Source organism: Streptomyces sp. NPDC088197, from assembly GCF_044741185.1.
Taxonomy (GTDB): domain Bacteria; phylum Actinomycetota; class Actinomycetes; order Streptomycetales; family Streptomycetaceae; genus Actinacidiphila.
The window spans coordinates 70,434-93,106 of sequence record NZ_JBIUSD010000007.1 but is presented as its reverse complement, the minus strand read 5'-3'; the positions used below and the strand labels follow the sequence as shown (position 1 = coordinate 93,106).

Here is a 22,673-nt window from a genome sequence, read left to right as displayed (position 1 = left end):
CCAGACACCCCCGCCCCCGTACGACAACCTCGACTCAACGCATCATGCCCACTGGGACGGTGCGCGCAAGGGGGCCGGTTCCCGGGGGCCCGGGGAGCGGGGTCAGATGAGGTCGACCTTGGCGCTGGGCGGGAAGCCGACGCGGCGGGCGAATTCGGCGATGCCGGTGAGCTGGTCGCGGCCGAGGGAGAAGTCGAGGGTGGTGAAGTAGCGGCGGAGCAGGTCCTGGTCGAAGGACTCCCAGCGGGCGGCCTGTTCCGCGACCTTCTCGACCTCTTCGAGGGAGAGGTCGCGGGAGGCGAGGAAGGCGCGGTGGACGTCGCGGACGGTGTCGGGGCGCGCGGTGAAGTAGTCGCGGCGGGCGGCCCAGATGGCGAAGACGAAGGGCAGTCCCGTCCAGTCCTTCCACATCTGGCCGAGGTCGTGGACCTCAAGGCCGAGGCGGGGCGCGTCGTGGAGGGAGGCGCGCAGGGCGGCGTCGCCGATGAGGACGGCGGCCTGGGCCTCCTGCATCATCAGCGAGAGGTCGGGCGGGCAGCGGTAGTAGTCGGGCGTGACGCCGTACCGCTCGGTGAGCAGGAGTTCGGCGAGGCGGACCGAGGTGCGGCTGGTGGAGCCGAGGGCGACGCGCTGGCCGTCGAGGCGGTCGAGCGGGAGCTGGCTGACGATCACGCAGGACATGACGGGGCCGTCGCAGCCGACCGCGATGTCCGGGAGGGCGACGAGCTGGTCGGCGTGCTTCAGGTACTCCATGAGGGTGACCGGGCCGATGTCGAGGTCGCCCTCGACGAGCTGGGCGCTCAGCTTCTCCGGGGTGTCCTTGGTCAGCTCCAGGTCGAGCAGCGCGCCCGTTCTGGCCAGGCCCCAGTAGAGGGGGACGCAGTTGAGGAACTGGATGTGGCCGACCCGGGGGCGGGTCCGGCCGCTTTCGGCGTCACGCTCAGAAGTGTCCACCTGTCGGACGCTACTCCTGGGTCGGGGCCGTACCGCGCCGGGGGGCTTCGGGGTGTCCTCGCGGTGACGGTCGCGGGACGCCCGCGCCGACCGCCGTGAGACGGTCGACGAACCGTCCCGCGCCGACCGCCCCGAGACGGTCGACGAACCGCCGTGGGACCGCCGTACGGCCCGCCCTCGGCCCTCCCCCGGCACCCCCTCCGCGACCCCTTCCACGGGCTCGAAAAGACCGATCTTGAGACCCTTCCCCGGCCTCGACCCTGCGTGCTACGCTCATCGCAAGTTGCAGTTTGGTTTCCCTTGCAGTACAGAGCCTGCGGAGCATGTAACCCGCAGGCTTTTGTAGTTTTCAGACTTCGCAGTTGCAGGTTCTGGAGCAGGGCAACCCTTTGGGCCCAAGGAGGGCTTTATGGCTACCGGAACCGTGAAGTGGTTCAACGCTGAAAAGGGCTTCGGCTTCATCGCCCAGGACGGCGGCGGCCCGGATGTCTTCGTTCACTACTCCGCGATCAACGCCTCCGGCTTCCGCTCCCTCGAGGAGAACCAGCCGGTGACTTTCGACGTCACGCAGGGCCCGAAGGGTCCTCAGGCGGAGAACGTCACCCCCAGCTAGTCCTTGGACTAGCTCAAGGGTAGAGATCACATCGCCCGAACCTGCAGTACCAAGGGGCCCCGCACTTCCGTGCGGGGCCCCTGCCTTTTACGGGTCAGCGAGGCCGCTTCCGGTACAGCTCCTCGATCTCCTCCGCGAAGTCCCGCGCCACCTTTGAACGCCTCAACTTCATCGACGGCGTGAGATGTCCGCCCTCTTCGGTGAATTCCACCGGAAGCACCCGGAATTTCCGGATCGACTCGGCTTGTGACACCGAGGAGTTCGCGTCGTCCACCGCCTTCTGGAGTTCCGCCAGCAGCTCCGGATCGTCGACGAGCTGGGCGGGCCGCAGCCCCTCCTTGTGGTGCATCCGCTGCCAGTGCCCGAGGCCGTCCGCCTCCAGGGTCAGCAGCGCCGCCACGAAGGACCGGTTGTCGCCGACGACCATGCACTGGCCGACCAGCGGATGCGCCCGCAGCCGGTCCTCCAGCGGCGCCGGGGCGACGTTCTTGCCGCCCGCCGTGATGAGGATCTCCTTCTTCCGGCCGGTGATCGTCAGATAACCGGCCTCGTCCAGCGCCCCGATGTCCCCGGTCGGGAACCAGCCGCCCCCGGAATCCTGTCCGGGAGGTGCCACGGCCGCCCCCGGTACGCCGCCGGGCGCGTTCCAGTACCCGGCGAAGATCTGGCCGCCGCGCAGCAGCACCTCGCCGTCCGGCGCGATCCGTACCGCCGTGCCGGGCAGCGGCCAGCCGACCGTGCCGAGCCGGGGGCGCAACGGCGGGGTCACGGTGGCCGCCGCGGTCGTCTCCGTCAGGCCGTACCCCTCGAAGACCATCACGCCCGCGCCCGCGTAGAAGGCGGCGAGCCGCTTGCCCAGCGGTGATCCGCCGCAGATCGCGTACCGCACCTTGCCGCCGAGCGCGGCGCGTATCCGCCGGTAGACCAGCGGGTCGTACAGCGCGTGCGCCAGCCGCAGTCCGAGCGAGGGGCCGCCGCCCGCACCGGCCTGCCGGGCGACGACGGCCTCCCCGTACCGCTGCGCGATCCCGGCGGCCCGGTCGAAGGACGCCGCCCGGCCGATCTTCTCCGCGGTGGCGCGGCCGGTGTTGTAGACCTTCTCCAGGACGTACGGGATCGCCAGCAGGAACGTCGGACGGAACCCGGCCAGGTCGGCGAGCAGGTCCTCGGTCGCGATGCTCGGCGCGTGCCCGAGGCGTACCCGGGCGCGCAGGCAGCCGATCGCGACCATCCGCCCGAAGACGTGCGAGAGCGGCAGGAACAGCAGCGTCGAGGCGGGCTCCTCGCTCACCGAGGTGAACACCGGGTGCAGCAGCTCGATCGCGTTGTCGACCTCGGCGAAGAAGTTGCCGTGCGTCAGGACGCAGCCCTTCGGGCGGCCGGTGGTGCCCGAGGTGTAGATCAGCGTCGCCACCGACCCGGGCGTCAGGGTCGCCCGCCGCCCTTCCACCAGCGCGTCCGGCAGCGTCCGGCCCTCCGCCGTGAGCTGCGCCAGGCCGCCCGCGTCGAGCTGCCACAGATGCAGCAGGTCCGGCAGCCCGCGCCGCTCCCCGCTCACCAGGCGGCTCTGCTCCACGTTCTCCACGACGCACGCCGCCGCGCCCGAGTCCGCCAGGATCCACGCCGTCTGGGACGCGGACGACGTCGGGTAGATCGGCACCGTGATCAGGCCCGCCGCCCAGGCCGCGAAGTCCGTCAGCGTCCACTCGTACGTCGTCCGCGCCATGATCGCCAGCCGGTCGCCCGGCTTCAGCCCCGCCGCGATCAGGCCCTTCGCGACGGACACCACCTGGTCCCTGAACTCCCGTGCCGTGACGTCGTGCCACTGGGCCCGGACGTCCTTCCTGCTCAGCACGGGGTCGTTCGGGGCCTCCGCCGCGTTCGTGAACGGGATGTCGGCCAGGCTTCCCTTCTGCGGCGGCGGTACGAGGGGCGGGACCCCGGCCTGGACGACTCGGTCGCCGTCCTTGAGGGTTTCGGGTTCCCCGCTGGTACGTGTCGGCATGCTGCGGCTCCAGACGTGGTGAGGGTTTCCCCCTGCCGGGGGGGTGAGCAAGGCGCTGTGCCGGCGGAACCGTCTTTCGTCAGCGGACCGCGGGTCAGGGGCGCTCCAGGACGGCCGTCACGCCCTGGCCGCCGGCGGCGCAGACGGAGATGAGGCCGCGGCCCGTCCCCCCGCGCTCCGCGAGGAGCCCGGCGAGGGTGGCGACGATCCGGGTGCCGGTGGCGGCGAAGGGGTGCCCGGTGGCGAGGGAGGACCCGGCGACGTTGAGGCGGGCGCGGTCGACCGCGCCGAGGGGGCCGTCGAGTCCGAGCCGCTCCGCGCAGTAGTCCTTGTCCTCCCATGCGGCGAGCGTGGCGAGGACCTGGGAGGCGAACGCCTCGTGGATCTCGTAGAAGTCGAAGTCGGCGAGGCCGAGCCCGGCGCGGGCGAGCATGCGGGGCACGGCGTAGGCGGGGGCCATCAGCAGCCCCTCCTCGCCGCCCACGTAATCGACGGCCGCGGTCTCGTACGCGGTGAGGTAGGCGAGCGGTTCGAACCCGCGCTCGCGCGCCCACTCCTCGGAGGCGAGCAGGACGACGGCCGCGCCGTCGGTGAGGGGCGTGGAGTTGCCCGCGGTCATGGTGCCGTCCGGGCCGCCGTACACCGGGCGGAGCCCGGCCAGTTTCTCGACGGTGGAGTCGGGCCTGAGGTTCTGGTCGCGGTCCAGGCCGCGGTACGGGGTGACGTACGGGTCGAGGAAGCCGCGGTCGTACGCGGCGGCGAGGTTGCGGTGGCTGGCGGCGGCCAGTTCGTCCTGCGCCTGGCGGGTGATGCCCCAGCGCTCGGCGGTGAGCGCGGCGTGCTCGCCCATGGACAGGCCGGTGCGGGGTTCGGCGTTGCGCGGGACGTCGGGCGCGAGGTGCCGGGGCCGTACGGCGGTCAGCGCGCGGGCCCTGGCGCCGGCGGACTTGGCGCGGCGGGCGGCGAGCAGGATGCGGCGCAGGTCGTCGTTGACGCCGAGCGGCGCGTCGCTGGTGGTGTCGGCGCCGCCCGCGATGCCGGAGTCGACGACGCCGAGGGCGATCTTGGCCGCGACCGCGAAGACGGCCTGGAGGCCGGTGCCGCACGCCTGCTGGATGTCGTACGCGGGGGTCGTCGGGTCGAGGACGCTGCCGAGCACGGTCTCGCGCGCGAGGTTGAAGTCGCGGCTGTGCTTGAGGACGGCGCCCGCGGCGAACTCGCCGACGCGTTCGCCGCGCAGGCCGGTGCGGTCGGCGAGGCCGTCGAGGGCGGCCGTGAGCATGTCCTGGTTGGAGGCGGTGGCGTACGGGCCGTCTGAGCGCGCGAAGGGGACGCGGTTGCCCGCGACGACGGCGACACGGCGGAGGGTCTGCATGCGATCTCCCAGGGCTCCCCGAGGGCGGCTCGGGGCTCTTTGCCGAAGCCCCGGGCTCCTTGCCGGAACCCAGGGCTCTGTGCTGGACCTCAGAACTCTGTGCTGGACCTCAGAACTCTGTGCTGGACCTCAGAACTCTTTGCTGGAACGGTGACTCACCAGTAGCCTTACCGCCGGTAAACTTACTCCAGAGTAAGGAGAAGGCCAATGGCCGATCGCTACCTTCGTCTGACCGGCACGGCCCCCGGCCGCTTCCTCACCCGCCGCCTCGGCCTGCCCCAGCCGACCCCGCTGCTGCGCTGGTCCGCCGAGCACCCCCGACTCGACGGTCCCGTGCTGCGGTTGACGGCGGGCGAGGCCGTACCCGCTCCGGCTCCCGCGTCCGCCGCTCCGTACGCCGCCGTCGTCCTCGACGCCACCGGGATCGCCGAACCGGCCGGGCTCGGCGCCGTGCACGCCGCCCTGCACCCGCTCGTACGGTCGCTCGCCGCCTGCGGTCGGATCGTCGTACTCGGCGCGCGTATCGACCCCGCCGACCCGCACCAGGCCGCCGCCCAGCAGGCACTCGAAGGCTTCACCCGCTCCCTCGGCAAGGAGGTCGGCCGGGGCAGGACCGTACAGCTCGTACGACTGGCGCCCGGTGCCGACGCCGAGGCCGCGCTGGGGTTCCTGCTGTCGCCGAAGTCGGCGTACGTCAGCGGGCAGGTCATCGAGGTCGGCCCGGCGCTGTCCGGGACGCAGGCCGCCGCGCGCGAGGGCGCCCGCGTCGCGCTCGTCACCGGCGCGGCCCGCGGCATCGGGGAACAGGTCGCCGCGACGCTGGCCAGGGACGGCGCGCACGTCGTCTGCCTCGACGTGCCGCAGGCCGCGGACGCGCTGGCCGCCGTCGCCGCCCGGCTCGGCGGCAGCGCGCTGCCGCTGGACATCACGGCGCCGGACGCGGGCGAACGGATCGCCGCCGCGGCCCCCGACGGCCTCGACCTACTCGTCCACAACGCGGGCATCACCCGTGACCGCAAGCTCGCCAACATGGCCGCCGACCGCTGGGACCCGGTCCTGGACGTCAACCTCGGCAGCGTGCTGCGCACCACCGACCACCTGCTGAAGTCCGGCGCCCTCAACGCCCACGGCCGGATCGTGGCCACCGCCTCCATCAGCGGCATCGCGGGCAACGCGGGCCAGACCAACTACGCCGCGTCCAAGGCGGGCGTCATCGGCTTCGTCCGCGCCCTGGCCGCCGTCCCCGAGGTGCGCGAGCGCGGCATCACCGTCAACGCCGTCGCCCCCGGCTTCATCGAGACGCGGATGACCGCCGCCGTTCCCCTCGTCATCCGCGAGGCGGGCCGCCGGATGAACTCCCTCGGCCAGGGCGGCCTCCCCGTGGACGTCGCCGAGACCGTCGCCTGGCTCTCGGCCGCGGCCTCCGGGGGGATCACCGGGCAGGTCGTCCGCGTCTGCGGACAGTCCCTGCTGGGGGCCTGACCATGGCCCTCATGCTGACTCTCGGCCGGGGCGTGGTGACCGGCATCGGCAAACGGCCCTCCGCGACCGCCCCCGTGCCGCCGGTACGGCTCACCGCGCCTGCCGTACGCATCGACCCGGCGCGGCTCGCCGCCTACGCCTCGGTCTGCGGCTTCCCCGCCTCCGGCGCGGGCCCGCTCCCGCTCACGTACCCGCACGTCCTCGGCTTTCCGCTGGCCGCGCGGATCATGGCCTCCCGCGCCTTTCCGCTGCCGATGCTGGGCCTCGTCCACACCTCGATCTCGCTGGTCTCCCGCGCGCCGCTGACCGCCGCCGACCGGCCCGACATCACGGCCTACGCGACCGGGCTGCGCGGGCACCGGCGGGGTACGGAGGTGGAGCTGGTGACGGAGGCGCGGGTGGACGGGGAGGTGGTGTGGGAGGACCGCAGCACGTATCTGGCCCGGCATGGGGGCGGGGCGGGGGGCGGTTCGGCTTCTGGGGGTGTCGGCGGGGGCGGGGGCGGCGACCGGGCGCCGTTGCCCGTGGTGGGCGAGTGGCGGTTGGCCGCCGATCTCGGGCGGCGGCATGCCAGGGTGTCGCGGGACTACAACCCGATTCACCTTTATCCGGTGACGGCGCGGATGCTGGGGTTTCCGCGGGCTATCGCGCATGGCATGTGGACGGTTGCGCGGTGTGCTGCCGAGGTTCCGGAGGCGGAGGGGCTTGAGGCCGTCTTTCACGCGCCGGTGCTCTTGCCTGGGACTGTCACGTACGGGGCTGCCGGCGGGGCCTTCGAGGTCCGCTCGCCCGGGCGTCTCCATCTCACGGGGGTCGTCTCCGGCCCGTAGGTTCGTTGTCTTGCCTTGCCCGCCCGTGCGGGGCGGCCAAGACAAGACAAAGCCCTACGGGCCGGGAACCCAACGCCGCCCAGCCATGAGGTTGGACAGCCCGGCCCACGCGAAATTCATCAGCGTGGCAGCGGACTCCTTGCCCGAGGCGCCCCCCCGGTGCGCCGCCCCCCACCCCGCCAACGACTCGGCCGCGCCGACCAGCGCGTGCGCCAGACCCGCGACCTCCCGGTCGGCAAGAGCCTCGTCACAGGACGCCCCACCGTCCCGCGCCGCGGCAGCGATCAGCTCGGTGACGAAGGCGACGATCTCCGCCCGCATCACGGCCACTTCGGCCGCGAAGGGCTCCCCGACCGTACGGGCCTGGCTGTAGAGCACGGTCCAGCCGTCCGGATGGGCCTCGGTGTGCTCGAAGAAGCCGAGCAGCCCGCTCCAGAGCTGCCGGTCGGCCGCGGCGCCGGGCTCCACGGCGGCGCGCACGGCCGCCTTCAGCGCCTCGGCCTCGCGGCGGATGCAGGCCGTGAAGAGGTCGTCCTTGGAGTTGAGGTAGAGGTACACGAGCGGCTTGCTGACCCCGGCCGCCTCGGCGATCTCGTCCATGGACGCGGCGCGGTACCCGCGCCGCGCGAAGGTCGCCACCGCCGCGTCCAGCATCTGCTGCTCGCGTACGGCTCGCGGCACCCTCTTGCCCCGCACAGCCACCGGCCCCACCTCTCCCCTTGCGACTCCCCCCGGGGGGACACCCCGAGGGCCACCCCGGGGCAAGCCTAAGGGGCAGGCGTCAGGCGGTGTGCGGCTCGGCGTCGCGCGCGGTCTCGCGGGCGGAGTCACGCGCGGCGTCGTCCGCCTCGTCCTCCATGGTGATGTTCGCGGCGAGGTTCAGCCGCGTGCGCTCCACCCGGTCGGACACCTGACGGGCCGCCTGCTCGCGGGCTCCGCGCAGGAGCACCCAGCTCAGGGGCGCCGACACGATCAGCGCGAGCAGGACCACCCACAGGTAGTTCGAGTCCCCCAGCCCCGCTGGCAGGACATGCAGCCGGACCAGCCCCCAGATGACGCCGAAGGAGGCGACGATGAGGCCGAAGCGCAGTGCGGTGTAACGGAACATGCCTTCAGTGAAGCACGCCGCCTCCGCGCCGGAGGAAGAGGGTGTGCGACCCGGAGCACCGGCCGCCCCTCGGAGCGTCGCGCCGACGTCACAGCGTCAGGAGCATCACGATGTCGTCGCGGTCGTCACCGGGGGCGACCCGGATGGCGGCCGGAATGCGGCCGACCTCCTTGTAGCCGCAGGCGGCGTAGAAGAGGTCGACGCCGGTGCCGCCGCGGCAGGTGAGGCGGACGGCCTCGATGCCGTGGAAGCCGCGGGCCGCTTCCTCGACGGCGGCCATGAGCGTACGGCCGTGGCCGCGGCCCTGGTGGGAGGGGTGGACCATGAGCGTGTAGAGCCAGATCCAGTGCGTCATGAGCCGGTGGCTGTTGTACGCGAGGAAGGCGGTGGCGGCGACGCGCCCGTCCTCGTCGCGGCCGACGAGCAGGCGGCGTTCGCCGGAGCGGACGGCGGCCAGCGACCGGTCCATGTCGGGACGGACGTCGTCCGGGGTGACGGGAGGCACGAAACCGACGGCACCCCCCGCGTTGGACACATCGGTCCACAGGGCGAGGATGCCGTCGGTCAGTTCGTCGTCAATGAGCGGATCAAGCTCGCAGGTAAGACCCATAAGGGCAGCTTACCCATTACCCACACGGAACGCTGTCACCGGCGTCACACCCGCATCGGCTGCGGCGACTCCCGGCGCGACTCGTCGGGGCCCGGGTACTCCCGGATGATCTCGTAGCGGGTGTTCCGCTCGACCGGCCGGAACCCCGCGTCGCGGATGAGGTCCAGGATGTCGTCCCGCGTGAGCTTGTTGGGCGTGCCGTAGTCGTCGGCGTCGTGCGTGATCTTGTACTCGACGACCGAGCCGTCCATGTCGTCCGCGCCGTGGTTGAGGGCGAGCTGCGCGGTGGACAGGCCGTGCATGACCCAGAAGACCTTGACGTGCGGCACGTTGTCGAAGAGCAGCCGGGAGACCGCGAAGGTCTTGAGCGCTTCCGCGCCGGAGGCCATCGTCGTACGGGCCTGGAGGGTGTTGCGGACCTTGCCGTCCTTCATGTCCACGAAGTCGTGCTGGTAGCGCAGCGGGATGAAGACCTGGAAGCCGCCGGTCTCGTCCTGGAGTTCACGCAGCCGCAGGACGTGGTCGACGCGGTGCTTCGGCTCCTCGATGTGGCCGTAGAGCATGGTCGAGGGGGTCTTGAGGCCCTTGGAGTGCGCCAGGCGGTGGATCCGGGACCAGTCCTCCCAGTGGGTGCGGTGGTCCACGATGTGCTGCCTGATCTCCCAGTCGAAGATCTCGGCGCCGCCGCCGGTCAGCGACTCCAGGCCCGCGTCGATGAGCTCGTCCAGGATGTCGGAGGCCGACATGCCGGAGATCGTCTCGAAGTGGTGGATCTCCGTGGCGGTGAACGCCTTGAGCGACACCTGCGGCAGCGCTTCCTTGAGCGCCTTCAGCGAGCGCGGGTAGTAGCGCCACGGCAGCGACGGGTGCAGGCCGTTGACGATGTGCAGCTCGGTGAGGTTGTCGCCCTCCATCGCCTTGGCGAGCTTGACCGCCTCCTCGATCCGCATCGTGTACGCGTCCTTCTCCCCCGGCTTGCGCTGGAAGGAGCAGTACGCGCACGACGCGGTGCACACGTTCGTCATGTTGAGGTGCCGGTTGACGTTGAAGTGGACGACGTCACCGTTCTTCCGCGTGCGCACGTGGTGGGCGAGGCCGCCCAGCCACGCGAGGTCGTCGGACGCGTAGAGCGCGATGCCGTCCTCGCGGGTCAGCCGCTCACCGGCGTAGACCTTCTCCTCCAGCTCGCGCTTGAGCCCAGCGTCCATCTGCTCCTCCTACCAAGTCGACCTCACCGAGGCTACTCCCCCGGCCATCGGCCGGGAGGCACCCCCGTTCACGCCTCTTCGGGAAGCGCCCCGACGCGGTTCTCCCACTTGGTGGACAGCACGATCGTGGTACGCGTCCTGGCCACGCCCTTGGTGCCGGACAGCCGCCGGATGGTGCGCTCCAGGCCGTCGACGTCGCCGACCCTGACCTTGAGCATGTACGAGTCGTCGCCCGCGATGAACCAGCAGTCCTCGATCTCGTCCAGGTCGCGCAGCCGGGTGGCGACCTCTTCGTGGTCGGCGGCGTCACTCAACTGGAGGCCGACGAGCGCGGTCACGCCGAGGCCGAGCGCGGTGGGCGCGACGGTGGCGCGGTAGCCGGTGATCACCCCGGCCTGTTCGAGGCGGTTGATGCGGTCGGTGACGCTCGGACCGGAGAGACCCACGAGTCGGCCCAGCTCCGCGTACGACGCCCGGCCGTTCTCGCGCAACGCCTGGATGAGCTGCCTGTCCACCGCGTCCATCAGAATGGACCCTCCCGTTCGTGCCGCGACTGCGCTGTCCGGACAAGAATCTAAGGCATCAACGGGTGTGCGCCCTGCGCATCTGCTCTTCCGATGCCCGAATCACCCAGGTCCGGACCATCCGGCCCGCAGGAATCGCGCGCCGCGCGGCTCAGCCGCCCGATCCCTCGCTCAGGCCCCCGCCCAGCTCGCCGCGCCAGCGGCGGTACAGCTTGTGCGGCACCCCCGCCACGTCCAGCGCCCGCCCCGCCACGAAGTCCACCAGGTCCTGGATGTGCGTGGCGCCCGCGTAGAAGGCGGGCGAGGCCGGGAGCACCACGGCGCCCGCGTCGTCCAGCGCCACCAGGTGACGGAGCGTCTGGCCGCCGAGCGGCGTCTCGCGGACGGCGACCACCAGCGGGCGGCGCTCCTTGAGCGTGACGCTCGCCGCGCGCTGGAGCAGGTCCTTGGACAGGCCGAGCGCCACCCCGGCCACGCACGCGGTGCTCGCGGGCACGATCAGCATCCCCTTGGCCGGGTACGAGCCGGAGGAGGGACCGGCCGCCAGGTCGCCCGCGGGCCAGTACCGTACGGCCGACAGGTCCGCGAGGCCGGTGTCGCGGGTGATGTCGGTGGTGCCGTCGGCGCCGCGGGCCAGCCAGCGGGCCAGGTCCTCGCGCCAGTGCGCGTCCCTGAACGGCTCGCCGGTCTCGTCCAGCAGCGTCAGCCGGGCGGCCCGGCTGACCACCAGGTCCACCGCCTCGCCCGCCGACAGCAGCGCGCGCAGCACGGCCGCGGCGTACGGCGTCCCGGAGGCCCCGGACACGCCCACCACCCACGGCCTGCGCTCGGTGTCGTCCATACGGTCGACCCTAACGACCCCGCGATCGACCCGCGCGAGCGGGAACCCGGGAGGCGTGCGCGGACGTTGTGCACACGGGAGAGCACTGGACCTGAGGGGGGCTTCGGTGACGTACGGACAGACCGCGGGACGATCAGCCGGTACGGGAGGGCGCGCCGACTCGCTGCTCGCACCGCTGCGCGCGGGCGGCCGGGTGACGGCCGCCGGCGTCCTCATGCTGGGCTGGGTCGGGCTGCTGTGGGTGATCGAGGCGGTCGACGTGATCGCCGGGCACCGTCTCGACTCGCTCGGCATCGTGCCCCGCAAGCCCGCCGAGCTGATCGACGTCGTCCCGTCCGCCTTCATCCACTTCGGCTTCGGGCACGTGGCCTCCAACAGCCTGCCGCTGCTCGTCCTGGGCTTCATCGCCGCGCTGCGCGGCATCGGCCGCTATCTGGCCGTCGCCTTCACCGTCATCGTGATCGGCGGCCTCGGCGTGTGGCTGATAGCCCCGGCACACACCAACACCGCGGGCGCCTCCGGGCTGGTCTTCGGGCTGTTCAGCTATCTGCTGGTGCGCGGCTTCGTGGACCGCAGGGCGCTGGACATCGTGGTCGGCGTCGTCGTCGGCGCGGTCTACGGCTCGATCCTGTGGGGGGTGCTGCCGACCGCGAGCGGAGTCTCCTGGCAGGGGCACCTGTTCGGGCTGATCGGCGGCGTGGTGGCCGCGTTCCTGTTCCGCGAACGGACGGTGGCCGTCACGGCGTGACGGCCACGGCACGACGGCCGCGTCGGGACGGGACGGTGTCACGCCGTCAGTCCGCGTCACCGGGTCACCGCTACACCGGGTCACCGCTACACCGGGTCACCGCGACACCCGCGACCCCGTGACCGTGATCACGCGCTGAAGTGCGCCGATCCCCCGCCAACAGCCCTGTGCCGGGCGGAAACTCCCGCGAGTCACAGCCCCCGCACAGTTATCCTTCTAGTCATACTTTCTTCCGTCACGTCCAAGGAGTCCGTCATCATCACCATGCGCAAGGGCCTTGCCGCCGCCGGAGTCGTGGCCATGATCGCCGCCGGTTCCGCAGCCTGCGGGACGGCCGCGGCCTCCAGCCCGGACACGAAGGTCAAGAACGCTTTCGAGAAGCTCAACGGCGAGAAGTCGCTGACCCTCGGGGTGCGCTTCGACGCCTCGGCGGACCAGATCTACACCGCGCTCCAGGGTGAGGAGGACTTCACCAAGGAGACGGCCAAGACGCTGGCCGACCTGCGGGTCGCGGTCGCCCTCAGCGCCGACAAGGCGTTCAAGGACCTCAAGGACGGCGACAAGAGCTCCTTCGCCTTCCAGCTCGGCGCCGACGGCTCCGGCAAGAAGAGCCTGGTCGACGTCCGGGCCGTGAACGACAAGGTGTACCTGCGCCTGGACCTCAAGGGCTTCGAGACGCTGATCGGCTCCTCCAGCAAGGACGCGGCGCAGCTCAACGAATTCCTCGGCATGGCCGACGAACTGCCCGCCTCGCTCGCCTCGGTGAAGTCCGCCCTCAAGGGCGACTGGATCAGCCTGGACCTGAAGTCCTTCGAGTCCTTCGCCAAGTCCATGTCCAAGGACGGCGACTCGCCGCTCGGCGCGCTCCCCGACACCAGCAAGGGCCTGGACGCCAAGACGCAGCAGCAGGTCGTGGACGCGCTGCGCAAGGCGCTGGTGAACAATGCCAAGTTCAAGGAGCTGGGCAACCACGACGGCGCCGACCACGTCGAGGTCACCGTGCCCGCGCGGCAGGTCGCCAAGGAGCTGGAAGGCAGCCTCGGTTCGCTGACCAAGCAGATCCCCGACTTCAAGCCGTCGGACCTGGAGAAGGTGCCGAACAAGACGGTGGCCGTGGACGTCGCCGTCAAGGGCGGCAAGCTCGCCGGGATCAGCCTGGACGTCGCCCAGTTCGACACCAAGGCCAAGGGCAAGCTGCCCCTGGTGGTCGACGTCAACGGCGGCGCCGACCCGGTCGGCGCCCCCTCCGGCGCCAAGGTCCTCAACCCGCAGGACCTGATGGGCCTGTTCATGTTCGCCTTCGGCCACGACGACGACAGCTCGGCGGACGACTCCGGCCTGGAGTCGTAAGCACCCGCGCGGGGCCGTACGACCTACGGCCCCGCGCATCGCCTCGCGTGCGCGGCCCGGTCACCAGGACGGCGGTTCTACAGACCGAGGCCGCGCACGCTCAGGTCGAGCAGCGCGCACACGAAGAGCGCGATTCCGATGAAACCGTTCACCTGGAAGAACGCCCGGTTGAGGCGGCTCAGGTCGTGCGGCCGGACGATCGAGTGCTCGTAGAGGAACGCCGCGCCGACGACCGCCAGGCCGATCCACCAGAAGACGCCCGCGTGGGTGGCGAGTCCGTACCAGACCAGCAGGCCCGTGGTCACGGCGTGGCAGACGCGCGCGCCGTACAGCGCGGCCGGGATGCCGAAGCGGGCGGGGACGGACTTCACGCCCTCGGCGCGGTCGGCCGCCACGTCCTGGCAGCCGAAGATCAGGTCGAAGCCGCCGATCCAGACGCCCACCGCGAGCCCCAGGATCACCGCGTCCCACGACCATGCGCCGGTCACCGCGAGCCAGGCGCCGATCGGGCCCATCGCCTGCGCGACGCCCAGGATGGCGTGCGGGAAGTTGGTGAACCGTTTCCCGTACGGGTAGACCACCATCGGCACCACCGCGATCGGCGCGAGCGCCAGGCACAGCGGGTTGAGCAGCGCGGCGGCGCCGAGGAAGACCGCGACGGCGATCAGCGCGCCGGTCCACGCGGACCGTACGGAGACCGCGCCGGTGACCAGTTCGCGCCCGGCGGTCCGCGGATTGCGCGCGTCGATCTCGCGGTCGATGATCCGGTTGCACGCCATGGCGAAGGTCCGCAGGCCCACCATCGCGACGGTGACCAGCAGCAGCTCCAGCCAGTGCACCGAGCCGTCGTCGAGGAACATCGCGGTCAGCGCCGCGGTGTAGGCGAAGGGCAGCGCGAAGACCGAGTGCTCGATCATCACCAGCCGCAGGAACGCCCGCACCGGTTCGCCGCCGCTCGCGCGGGGAGGCCCGGCCTTCGCGCTGCCTCCGTCCAGGATCGCCTCGCCGCTCACAGCCCGTACTCCTTCCAACGCTTGGTCACCCGTTCCGCGGTCTCCGGGTCGGAGAGCACCATTTCCGGCCAGCCGCCGTCGCGGGTGTAGCCCTCCTCCGGCAGCTTACGGGTCGCGTCGATGCCCGCCTTGCCGCCCCAGAACTGCTGGTACGAGGAGTGGTCGAGGTGGTCGACCGGGCCCTCGACGACGGTGAGGTCACGGGCGTAGTCGGTGTTGCCGAGCGCCCGCCAGGCGACTTCGTGCAGGTCGTGGACGTCACAGTCGGCGTCCACGACGATCACGAGCTTGGTGAGGGACATCATGTGCGCGCCCCACACGGCGTGCATCGTCTTCTGCGCGTGCTTCGGGTACTTCTTGTCGATCGAGACGATCGCGCAGTTGTGGAAGCCGCCCGCCTCCGGCAGGTGGTAGTCCACGATGTCCGGAATGATGACCTTCAGCAGCGGCAGGAAGAACCGCTCGGTGGCGCGGCCCAGCGGTCCGTCCTCGGTCGGCGGGCGGCCGACGACGATGGACTGGAACAGCGGGCGCTTGCGCATCGTGACGCAGTCGACGGTCAGCGCGGGGAACGGTTCCTGCGGGGTGTAGAAGCCGGTGTGGTCGCCGAACGGCCCCTCCGGCAGCGTCTTCCCCGGCTCCAGCCAGCCCTCCAGCACGACCTCGGCGTGCGCGGGCACCTGGAGCGGCACCGTCTTGCAGTCGACCATCTCCACCCGCTTGTTCTGCACGAAGCCCGCGAACAGGTACTCGTCGATGTCGCCGGGGAGCGGCGCGGTGGAGGCGTACGTGACGGCGGGCGGGCAGCCGAAGGCGATGGCGACCGGGAGGCGTTCGCCGCGGCGCTGGGCGACCTGGTAGTGGTTGCGGCTGTCCTTGTGGATCTGCCAGTGCATGCCGATGGTGCGCCGGTCGTGCCGCTGGAGCCGGTAGAGGCCGAGGTTGCGGACGCCGGACTCGGGGTCCTTGGTGTGCGTCAGGCCGAGGTTGAAGAAGGAGCCGCCGTCCTGCGGCCAGGTGAACAGGGCGGGCAGCGCGTCGAGGTCGACGTCGTCGCCGGTGAGGACGACTTCCTGTACGGGCCCGTCCTTGATCTTCTTCGGCGGCACGTGCGTCATCCCGGCGAGCTTGCCGAACGCCTCCCGCATCCCGACGAAGCCCTGCGGCAGTTCCGGCTTGAGCAGCCCGGCGATCTTGTCGCTGATGTCGGAGTACGCGCTCAGGCCGAGCGCCTTCAGCAGCCGCCGGTCGGTGCCGTACACGTTCATCGCCAGCGGGGCGACCGAGCCGCGGACGTTCTCGAAGAGCAGCGCGGGGCCGCCCGCCTTGTTGACCCGGTCGGTGATCTCGCCGACCTCCAGATACGGGTCGACCTCGGCCTTGATCCGCCGGAGGTCGCCGTCCTTCTCCAGGGCCCGCAGGAACGAGCGGAGATCGTCGTAAGCCATGGGCCCCAGTCTTCCATCCCGCTCCGGCGTCGGACGCGCCGCCTCGTTAGGCTGGGCGTCCTGAGCAATGTTCCGTGGGGGGCCTCTGTGCTGAAGTACCTGCCGTACCTGATGGTGATCGCGCTGTGGATCTACGCCTTCGTGGACTGCCTCGGCACTCCCGAGCGGGAGGTGCGCGGGCTGCCGAAGCTGGTGTGGGTGCTGATCATCCTGTTCTTCGGCGAGGTGCTGATCGGACCGGTGGCCTGGCTGCTGATCGGCCGGCGGCGCGGCCCGGTCCGGGTGCGCACCTCCGAGGGCGCGACACCCTCGGAGTGGCACCGGGACCACGAAGGGACCCGCGGGCGGCACGAGGACCCGCGCGAGGTCGACGAGCCGCGGCCGCGTACCCGCCAGGTGTGGGTCGCCCCGGACGACAATCCGGAGTTCCTGCGCTCGCTCAGCGAACTGAACAAGCAGAACAGGGAAGGCAAGGACGGCGGCGCGGCCCCGTCCGAGGGCGACCAGGAGGACCCCGCGGGCGACCGGTGAGGAATCCGGCCCCGGGGGATCAGACCCCGGCGTACGAGTGCTTGCCGGTGACGAAGATGTTCACGCCGTAGTAGTTGAACAGGAAGCACGCGAAGGCGATCAGCGCCAGATACGCGGCCTTGCGGCCCTTCCACCCGGCGGTGGCGCGGGCGTGCAGGTAGCAGGCGTACGCGACCCAGGTGATGAACGCCCAGGTCTCCTTCGGGTCCCAGCCCCAGTAGCGGCCCCAGGCGGCCTGCGCCCAGATCGCGCCCGCGATGATGGTGAACGTCCACAGCGGGAAGACCAGCGCGTTCATGCGGTACGCGAACTTGTCGAGGCTCGCCGCCGCGGGCAGCCGGGACATGACGTCGGCCCAGCGGCTGTTCTGCGTGCGGTTGGCGGCCAGCGCCGTCTCGTAGCGGTCGCGGAACAGGTAGAGCAGCGTGCCGACCGCGGCGAGGTAGAAGATCGCGCCGGAGATGATCGCGCACGACACGTGGATCCACAGCCAGTACGAGTGCAGCGCGGGCACGAGCTGGTCGCTGGAGGTGTAGAGCACCGACAGGGCCAGGCCCAGGTCGAGCAGGACCGTCGTGGTGAGGAACAGACCGATCCAGCGGACGTTCTTCTTCAGCACGAGCAGCAGCAGGTACGCGCCGACGGCGACCATGCCGAAGGTGGTGGAGAACTCGTACATGTTGCCCCACGGGGGGCGCTGTACGGAGATGGCGCGGAAGAGGACGCCGCCGAAGTGCAGCAGCCAGGCGAGGGCGGTGAAGGCCACCGCGATCCGCCCGTAGAGGTCGCCCTTCTCGTCCTCGCCCGCGGCGCCGGGGCCGTCGGCGATGCCGCGGTCGCTGGCGGAGGCGCGGGTGATGACCTTGGGGACGATGCTCGGGCGCGGGCGCTCCAGGGTGGTGGTGGCGCCGCCGCGCTGGGCGACCTTGACGGTGACCGCGGGGGCCGCCGCCTTGGCCGCCTCGGCCTCGCGCGTCTCCGCGGCGAGGGCCGCGGACTGCACGGCGACCTTGCTGCGGCTGCCGAAGACCCACTCCGCGAGGTGCGCGAGGAAGGCCAGCGCGTACACGAACATCGCCGAGCGGATCAGGTAGTTGCTGTAGTTCGCGAAGTTCTCGTTGACCGCGGACGCGATATTCACGCGCGGGCTCCTTCGTCGTCTGTCCGGGGGGTTGACTCTACGGGGACCGGATTGTCCGGTTGGCCGGTGCCCTCGCCGGGGCTCTCGACCGTGTTCTCAGCGTTCGCTGCGTTATCGGCGTTATCGGCCTTCCTGGCCGTCTCGGCGTTCCCGGCGGAACTCCCGACCGGGTCCTCGTCCTCGTCCGGGAGGGCCGGGGCCTCCGGCTGGAGCTGGAGCGCGATGTCGCCGATCTCCTCGGCGATCCGCACCGACTCGCTGCGGCCGAGGCCGCCCATCTCGACCACGGTGGTGCCGTCGGGGCCGGGCACGGCGCGCACCCAGATCCTGCGGCGCTGGATGAAGAGCGAGCCCATCAGGCCGAGGATCGCGGCGACACCGCTGATCAGCGCGGTCTCGTTGCCCGACTGGTGGGAGACCTGGAAACTGGCCCAGGTCTTGACCCCGGTGAAGGTGAGGCTGCCCGCGCCGTCCGGCAGGGTGATGGCCTCGCCGGGCTTGAGCGCGACGGCGTTGATGCCGGGCGTCGAGGTCTCCAGCTTGAACTGCTTCATCTTCGTCGTGTCGAGCTGGTAGACGTTCTTGGAGACGCCCCCGTCGATGCCGAGGTCGCCGTGGTAGGCGTTGAGGAACAGCAGCGGGCTCTCCAGGCCGGGGAAGAACGAGCGCGGGCCCTGGCCCGCGTCACCGGTCGGCGTGAAGTAGCCGGTGAAGGCGAGCTGCTGCGGCTTGCCGTCCTTGCCGACCGCGTCGGGCACCTTGATCGTGCCGGTGGACGTGATGTTGCTGTCCTGCGGCAGGAACGGCACCGGGCCCCGGAAGGCCACATTGCCCTTGGCGTCCTTGACGGTGACGATCGGCGCGTAGCCGTGGCCGATCAGATAGACCTTCTCGCCGCCGATGCTCAGCGGGTGGTTGGTGTCGATCGTGCCCTTGACGGGCTTGCCGTCGGCGCCGTCCCAGTAGTGGATGTTGGCCTTGAACACCCGCGGGCTGCCGATGTCGGGCCCGCTGGTCTCGTACGCGGAGTCGAAGCTGTCGAGCTTGAAGCCGAACGGCTTGAGGTCGTCCGCGGTGTAGAGGGTGGACGGCGAGAAGTCGTCGTACTGCGTGAGGTTGTTGGTGAAGCCGTCGCCCTCGACGATCAGCTTGCCGCCCTCGGCCTTGTTCAGCGAGGTGACGGCGAAGGAGATCAGCAGGCCGAAGAGCGCGATGTGGAAGAGCAGATTGCCGGTCTCGCGCAGGTAGCCCTTCTCCGCGGCGACCGAACCGCCGCCGCCCTTGCCGTCCTTGCCGCTGCCGTCGCTCAGCGCGGTACGGAACCGGCGTCCGCGCAGCGCCTTGTGCGCGGCGTGCAGCACCTGCTCGGGCTCGGCGTCGGTGCGCCAGGTCGAGTACGCGGGCAGCCGCGTGAGGTGGCGCGGCGCGGCCGGCGGCCTGGCCCGGAGCTGGCCGACGAACTGCCAGGTGCGCGGGACGATGCAGCCCGCGAGGGAGACGAACAGCAGGATGTAGATCGCCGCGAACCACGGCGAGCTGTAGACGTGGAACATCCCGAGCCGGTCGTACAGCGGGCTGATGCCGGGGTGGGTCTTCTTGAACGCCTCGACCTTGAGCGCGTCGGAGTGCTGCGGGATCAGCGAGCCGGGGATGGCGGCCAGCGACAGCAGGAAGAGCAGGACCAGGGCGATCCGCATCGAGGTGAGCTGCCGCCACATCCAGCGCAGCAGGGCGAGGGTGCCGATCGCGGGCGCGCTGCGCAGGGTGTCGACGGGCTGGGTGCTGAGCTGCGCGCCCGCGGCGCCCAGCCCGTCGCGCTCCTGAGGCGCTTCGCCGCCCGTGCCCTTGTCGTTGCCCTCGCGCGGCTCGCGCTCGGTTTTCTCCGTGACGCTCATGGGTCAGACCCCTGGGGTGAAGCTGCTCGACCAGATCTGCATCTGGTAGGTGATGTGGTCCCAGACGCCGGTGACGAGGAGGACGCCGACCGCGACGAGCATCGCGCCGCCGGCGCGCATCACCCACACGTAGTGGCGTTTGACCCACGCGAACGCGCCGAGCGTACGACGGAAAGCTATGGCGGCCACGATGAACGGCACACCGAGGCCCGCGCAGTAGAACGCCATCAGCAGCGCCCCGCGGCCCGCGCTGGCGTCGTTGAAGGCCAGCGCGTTGACGGCGCCGAGAGTGGGGCCGACGCAGGGCGCCCAGCCGAGGCCGAAGAGCAGACCGAGCACCGGCGCCCCGGCCAGGCCCAGCGCGGGCCGGTAGTGGAAGCGGAATTCGCGCTGGGTCAGGCCGCCGACGATGCCCATGAAGGCCAGGCCGAGGACGATGGTGAGGCCGCCGAAGATCTTGGAGAGGATCTGCCGGTGCACGAGCAGTTGCGCGCCGAAGTTGCCGAACAGGGCGCCGCCGGAGACGAACAGGGCGCTGAAGCCGAGCACGAACAGCGACGAGCCCAGCAGCATCCGGCCCCGCTTGGCCTCGGCGAGGTCGGTGCCGGTGACGCCGGTCACGTACGACAGATAGCCGGGGACCAGCGGCAGGACGCAGGGCGAGAAGAAGGAGATCAGCCCGGCGAACATGGCGATCGGGATGGCGGCCAGCAGCGCCCCGGTGAGCACCGTCTGGTTGGGGTCGGTCGCGGCGCTCAGGGTGACGACCGCGGCGGCGGCGCTTGCCTGCACGTCACTTCTCCGCGATGAGCGGGTCGATGATCTGGTGCAGGTCCTCGACGCTGAGCGGCTTCAGCGCGCGGACGGCGAGCTTGCCCTGCCGGTCGATGACGAGGGTGGCGGGCAGGCTCTGCGGGTTGAGGCTGCCCTTGGGGAAGCGCAGGATCAGCGAGCCGTAGGGGTCGTACAGGCTGGGGTACGGGATCTCGAAGCGCTTGTCGAAGCGTTCGGCGTTGGAGACGTCCAGGTCCCGGGTGTTGATGCCGAGGAACTGCACGCCCTTGTCCTTGTCGGCGTTGGCGACCTCGGCGAGGTTCGGCGCCTCCGCGCGGCAGGGCGCGCACCACGAGCCCCAGATGTTGACGACGACGACCTTGCCCTTGTACGCGGCCAGGCTGTCCGTGCCGCCGGTGACCGTCTTGCCCGAGATGTCGGGGGCGGGTTTGCGGTCGGCGGCCTTGAGGACGTTGATCTCGCCGGTGCCGCCCATGAAGTTGGTGTTGTCGGTCCCCGAGGTCGAGGTCGACGAGCAGGCGGCCGTCGTCATCGCGAGCGCGGCGGCCCCGACGAGTGCCGCGGCACTGCGGGGAAAGCGGCGTCGGAGGGCGCGCGTAGGACTCATGTGAAAAGTTTCGCATGGGCCTTCGCGCGATCTTCCACGCCCCCGACGCCAACCCCAAAAACGGCAATTGCCCCAAGTAAGGATCAGGTAGTCGCGGTTCCGGCGCCGACCGGCGCCTTGCCCGAGCTGCTGGTCCCGCCGCTGCTCACGGCGGGGGCGGCGAGGAATTCCCGCCAGCCGCCGGCGGGCGACTGCCCGACCTCCAGCGTCCTGAGCTTGTCCAGGACGGCCGGGTCCTGCGCGTCCAGCCAGTCCACGTACTGCCGGAAGGACACCATGCGGATGTCGCCGTTGTTCGCCTTGTCGCGGGCCGCGGCGACGTGCTTGAACGCTTCTTCAACGGCGTCCATGTAGATCCCGCCGTTCCACTGCTCGAAGTGGTTGCCGATGTAGAACGGCGCGCGGTTGGTCGAGTACGCCCGCTCGAAGCCCGCGATGTACGAGGCGGTGGCCTGCCGGCGCCAGCCCGGGTAGTTGGCCGGGTCGGACTTGGTGGCCGCGTGCGACTGGTTGGCGAGCATGTTGTAGTCCATGGACAGCACCTCGAAGGAGTGTCCGGGGAAGGGGATGAGCTGGAGCGGCAGGTCCCACAGGCCGCCGCGCTTGGAGGGCCACACCTGGTTGCCGCCCGGCGAGCTGGCGTCGTACCGCCAGCCGAGCGCCTTCGCGGTCGGCAGCAGATTGTCCTGGCCGAGCAGGCACGGGGTCCGGCCGCCGACCAGCTCCTTCTCGTAGTCGAAGGGCAGCGGGTCCTGGTCGTGCCAGCCCGTGCTGGTCTTCCAGCTCTTCACGAACGACTTGGCCTGGTCGATCTCGCTCTTCCAGTCGGTCGACGTCCAGCGGCCGACGGTGCCGCTGCCGCCGCAGAAGTGACCGTTGAAGTGCGTGCCGATCTCGTGGCCGTCCAGCCACGCCTGCCGGATGTTGTCCAGCGTCATCCGGACGTGCTGGTCGGTGAGGTAGCCGATGTCCGAGGCGCCCTGCCGGTTGTTCGGCGGCGCGTACTGGAGCTTCTTGCCCTCCGGCAGCAGGTAGAGCCCGGACAGGAAGAAGGTCATGGACGCGCCGTGGTTCTCGGCGAGCTTGCGGAAGCGGGGGAAGAGGCCGTTGCCGACCTCGCCCGCGCCGTCCCAGGAGAAGATCACGAACTGCGGCGGCGCCTGGCCGGGCTCCAGCCGCTCGGGCCTGGGCTGGTTGGGCTGCGTCCCGGTGTACGCCGTCGATCCGTCGCCGATGAGGGTCACGGTCTTCTTCGGGGCCTGGCGGCCGCTCGCCCCCGACTTCTCGCCGGTCTTGCTCGCCACCGGCGTCGCTCCGCCGCCGCTCACCCCCTTCCCCGTGCCGCAGCCGGCGACGCCGAGCCCGGCCGCCGCCGCCCCAGCGCTAGTGGTCAACAGGGTCCTGCGGCTCATGGCGCACATCGTGGAACGGTCCCGTCTCTCGGCTTCTCCGGCCTGACGGCCGAGTGGGCAGAAAAGTGGTCACCCACCATGACGTTCACAAGTTCCTCGCGGTTACGCGGCATGCGGCAAAACTTGCCGAGGTTCCCTCGGGTGGCTCCGGTTCTTCACTCGCCCAGTGGACGGGTACGCCCC

At 71.0% G+C, this 22,673-nt stretch carries 22 protein-coding genes; 6 read left to right on the top strand and 16 right to left on the bottom strand.

The annotated features are described in order from the left end of the window. Window positions 1-102: 102 nt before the first annotated feature. A complete protein-coding gene (locus tag ACIOC1_RS18655; RefSeq protein WP_355340492.1) occupies window positions 103-954 on the bottom strand; it encodes a menaquinone biosynthesis protein in 852 nt (283 codons plus the stop codon). Between the two features lie 409 nt (window positions 955-1,363). Here ACIOC1_RS18655 and ACIOC1_RS18650 point away from each other — a divergent pair, with 409 nt between their 5' ends. Next, on the top strand, window positions 1,364-1,567 hold the full coding sequence (locus ACIOC1_RS18650; protein ID WP_330793863.1) for a cold-shock protein: 204 nt from the start codon (window positions 1,364-1,366) through the stop codon (window positions 1,565-1,567). Window positions 1,568-1,661: 94 nt separating this feature from the next. Here ACIOC1_RS18650 and ACIOC1_RS18645 read toward each other — a convergent pair whose 3' ends face one another. Together ACIOC1_RS18645 and ACIOC1_RS18640 are read right to left on the bottom strand one after the other, a co-directional pair. Then, a complete protein-coding gene (locus tag ACIOC1_RS18645; protein WP_401855433.1) occupies window positions 1,662-3,572 on the bottom strand; it encodes an AMP-dependent synthetase/ligase in 1,911 nt (636 codons plus the stop codon). Between the two features lie 94 nt (window positions 3,573-3,666). Continuing rightward, window positions 3,667-4,947 (bottom strand): acetyl-CoA C-acetyltransferase, encoded by a 1,281-nt coding sequence (locus ACIOC1_RS18640; protein ID WP_401855430.1) that lies wholly within the window; start codon window positions 4,945-4,947, stop codon window positions 3,667-3,669. A 207-nt stretch (window positions 4,948-5,154) separates the two neighbouring features. On the opposite strand from ACIOC1_RS18640, the gene ACIOC1_RS18635 reads away from it, so the two are divergent. Continuing rightward, the gene (locus ACIOC1_RS18635) at window positions 5,155-6,429 is read left to right on the top strand and encodes a 3-oxoacyl-ACP reductase (RefSeq protein ID WP_401855429.1); all 1,275 of its coding nucleotides are present in this window, start codon (window positions 5,155-5,157) and stop codon (window positions 6,427-6,429) included. 11 nt (window positions 6,430-6,440) lie between these two features. Beyond that, entirely contained in the window at window positions 6,441-7,259 is an 819-nt protein-coding gene (locus ACIOC1_RS18630; protein ID WP_401855426.1) for a MaoC/PaaZ C-terminal domain-containing protein, read from the top strand. Window positions 7,260-7,313: 54 nt separating this feature from the next. Here the strand turns inward: ACIOC1_RS18630 and ACIOC1_RS18625 are convergent, their stop codons facing one another. From ACIOC1_RS18625 to ACIOC1_RS18600, 6 genes are all read right to left on the bottom strand, one after another. Beyond that, on the bottom strand, window positions 7,314-7,913 hold the full coding sequence (locus ACIOC1_RS18625; RefSeq protein ID WP_355340728.1) for a TetR/AcrR family transcriptional regulator: 600 nt from the start codon (window positions 7,911-7,913) through the stop codon (window positions 7,314-7,316). Between the two features lie 127 nt (window positions 7,914-8,040). Continuing rightward, window positions 8,041-8,367, bottom strand: coding sequence for a DUF4229 domain-containing protein (locus ACIOC1_RS18620; protein WP_391051930.1), 327 nt, complete (start codon window positions 8,365-8,367; stop codon window positions 8,041-8,043). Window positions 8,368-8,455: 88 nt separating this feature from the next. Beyond that, window positions 8,456-8,977: a GNAT family N-acetyltransferase gene (locus ACIOC1_RS18615; protein ID WP_355340512.1), complete on the bottom strand. Its 522-nt coding sequence runs from the start codon at window positions 8,975-8,977 to the stop codon at window positions 8,456-8,458. Window positions 8,978-9,021: 44 nt separating this feature from the next. Then, complete coding sequence (gene mqnE, locus ACIOC1_RS18610) at window positions 9,022-10,185, bottom strand: aminofutalosine synthase MqnE (RefSeq protein ID WP_391123817.1); 1,164 nt, start codon at window positions 10,183-10,185, stop codon at window positions 9,022-9,024. A gap of 68 nt (window positions 10,186-10,253) precedes the next feature. Next, window positions 10,254-10,709: an Lrp/AsnC family transcriptional regulator gene (locus ACIOC1_RS18605; protein WP_188281655.1), complete on the bottom strand. Its 456-nt coding sequence runs from the start codon at window positions 10,707-10,709 to the stop codon at window positions 10,254-10,256. Window positions 10,710-10,860: 151 nt separating this feature from the next. Beyond that, window positions 10,861-11,550 (bottom strand): UbiX family flavin prenyltransferase, encoded by a 690-nt coding sequence (locus ACIOC1_RS18600; RefSeq protein WP_401855423.1) that lies wholly within the window; start codon window positions 11,548-11,550, stop codon window positions 10,861-10,863. A 214-nt stretch (window positions 11,551-11,764) separates the two neighbouring features. Between ACIOC1_RS18600 and ACIOC1_RS18595 the strand changes: the two genes are divergently transcribed. Further along, the gene (locus ACIOC1_RS18595) at window positions 11,765-12,298 is read left to right on the top strand and encodes a rhomboid family intramembrane serine protease (RefSeq protein WP_355340731.1); all 534 of its coding nucleotides are present in this window, start codon (window positions 11,765-11,767) and stop codon (window positions 12,296-12,298) included. Between the two features lie 264 nt (window positions 12,299-12,562). Further along, entirely contained in the window at window positions 12,563-13,648 is a 1,086-nt protein-coding gene (locus ACIOC1_RS18590) for a hypothetical protein (protein WP_355340521.1), read from the top strand. Between the two features lie 77 nt (window positions 13,649-13,725). Here the strand turns inward: ACIOC1_RS18590 and mqnP are convergent, their stop codons facing one another. Then, a complete protein-coding gene (gene mqnP / locus ACIOC1_RS18585) occupies window positions 13,726-14,643 on the bottom strand; it encodes a menaquinone biosynthesis prenyltransferase MqnP (RefSeq protein WP_355340734.1) in 918 nt (305 codons plus the stop codon). A 14-nt stretch (window positions 14,644-14,657) separates the two neighbouring features. Then, window positions 14,658-16,109 (bottom strand): menaquinone biosynthesis decarboxylase, encoded by a 1,452-nt coding sequence (locus ACIOC1_RS18580; protein ID WP_355340524.1) that lies wholly within the window; start codon window positions 16,107-16,109, stop codon window positions 14,658-14,660. 87 nt (window positions 16,110-16,196) lie between these two features. Here ACIOC1_RS18580 and ACIOC1_RS18575 point away from each other — a divergent pair, with 87 nt between their 5' ends. After that, a complete protein-coding gene (locus tag ACIOC1_RS18575; protein WP_355340526.1) occupies window positions 16,197-16,640 on the top strand; it encodes a PLD nuclease N-terminal domain-containing protein in 444 nt (147 codons plus the stop codon). A gap of 19 nt (window positions 16,641-16,659) precedes the next feature. Here the strand turns inward: ACIOC1_RS18575 and ccsB are convergent, their stop codons facing one another. The 5 genes from ccsB to ACIOC1_RS18550 all read right to left on the bottom strand — a co-directional run bounded on the left by ccsB (window position 16,660) and on the right by ACIOC1_RS18550 (window position 22,499). Beyond that, window positions 16,660-17,781, bottom strand: coding sequence for a c-type cytochrome biogenesis protein CcsB (ccsB, locus tag ACIOC1_RS18570; protein WP_401855421.1), 1,122 nt, complete (start codon window positions 17,779-17,781; stop codon window positions 16,660-16,662). Beyond that, entirely contained in the window at window positions 17,778-19,676 is a 1,899-nt protein-coding gene (locus ACIOC1_RS18565; protein WP_401855419.1) for a cytochrome c biogenesis protein ResB, read from the bottom strand. Before ACIOC1_RS18565 ends, ccsB begins: the two co-directional genes overlap by 4 nt. Window positions 19,677-19,679: 3 nt before the next feature. Continuing rightward, on the bottom strand, window positions 19,680-20,468 hold the full coding sequence (locus ACIOC1_RS18560) for a cytochrome c biogenesis protein CcdA (RefSeq protein WP_355340534.1): 789 nt from the start codon (window positions 20,466-20,468) through the stop codon (window positions 19,680-19,682). 1 nt (window position 20,469) lies between these two features. Then, entirely contained in the window at window positions 20,470-21,078 is a 609-nt protein-coding gene (locus ACIOC1_RS18555; RefSeq protein ID WP_355340537.1) for a TlpA disulfide reductase family protein, read from the bottom strand. Between the two features lie 83 nt (window positions 21,079-21,161). Further along, on the bottom strand, window positions 21,162-22,499 hold the full coding sequence (locus ACIOC1_RS18550; RefSeq protein ID WP_355340540.1) for a hypothetical protein: 1,338 nt from the start codon (window positions 22,497-22,499) through the stop codon (window positions 21,162-21,164). Between the last annotated feature and the right edge of the window lie 174 nt (window positions 22,500-22,673).

Coding starts and splice junctions, on each gene's coding strand:
- ACIOC1_RS18630 (WP_401855426.1), top strand. CDS start 6,441: ATGCTGACTCTCGGCCGGGGCGTGGTGACCGGCATCGGCAAACGGCCC.
- ACIOC1_RS18615 (WP_355340512.1), bottom strand. CDS start 8,977: ATGGGTCTTACCTGCGAGCTTGATCCGCTCATTGACGACGAACTGACC.
- ACIOC1_RS18595 (WP_355340731.1), top strand. CDS start 11,765: ATGCTGGGCTGGGTCGGGCTGCTGTGGGTGATCGAGGCGGTCGACGTG.
- ACIOC1_RS18600 (WP_401855423.1), bottom strand. CDS start 11,550: ATGGACGACACCGAGCGCAGGCCGTGGGTGGTGGGCGTGTCCGGGGCC.
- ACIOC1_RS18640 (WP_401855430.1), bottom strand. CDS start 4,947: ATGCAGACCCTCCGCCGTGTCGCCGTCGTCGCGGGCAACCGCGTCCCC.
- ACIOC1_RS18645 (WP_401855433.1), bottom strand. CDS start 3,572: ATGCCGACACGTACCAGCGGGGAACCCGAAACCCTCAAGGACGGCGAC.
- ACIOC1_RS18605 (WP_188281655.1), bottom strand. CDS start 10,709: ATGGACGCGGTGGACAGGCAGCTCATCCAGGCGTTGCGCGAGAACGGC.
- ACIOC1_RS18625 (WP_355340728.1), bottom strand. CDS start 7,913: ATGCTGGACGCGGCGGTGGCGACCTTCGCGCGGCGCGGGTACCGCGCC.
- ACIOC1_RS18650 (WP_330793863.1), top strand. CDS start 1,364: ATGGCTACCGGAACCGTGAAGTGGTTCAACGCTGAAAAGGGCTTCGGC.
- ACIOC1_RS18590 (WP_355340521.1), top strand. CDS start 12,563: ATGCGCAAGGGCCTTGCCGCCGCCGGAGTCGTGGCCATGATCGCCGCC.
- ACIOC1_RS18565 (WP_401855419.1), bottom strand. CDS start 19,676: ATGAGCGTCACGGAGAAAACCGAGCGCGAGCCGCGCGAGGGCAACGAC.
- mqnE (WP_391123817.1), bottom strand. CDS start 10,185: ATGGACGCTGGGCTCAAGCGCGAGCTGGAGGAGAAGGTCTACGCCGGT.
- ACIOC1_RS18635 (WP_401855429.1), top strand. CDS start 5,155: ATGGCCGATCGCTACCTTCGTCTGACCGGCACGGCCCCCGGCCGCTTC.
- ACIOC1_RS18620 (WP_391051930.1), bottom strand. CDS start 8,367: ATGTTCCGTTACACCGCACTGCGCTTCGGCCTCATCGTCGCCTCCTTC.
- ACIOC1_RS18580 (WP_355340524.1), bottom strand. CDS start 16,109: ATGGCTTACGACGATCTCCGCTCGTTCCTGCGGGCCCTGGAGAAGGAC.
- ACIOC1_RS18550 (WP_355340540.1), bottom strand. CDS start 22,499: ATGTGCGCCATGAGCCGCAGGACCCTGTTGACCACTAGCGCTGGGGCG.
- ACIOC1_RS18555 (WP_355340537.1), bottom strand. CDS start 21,078: ATGAGTCCTACGCGCGCCCTCCGACGCCGCTTTCCCCGCAGTGCCGCG.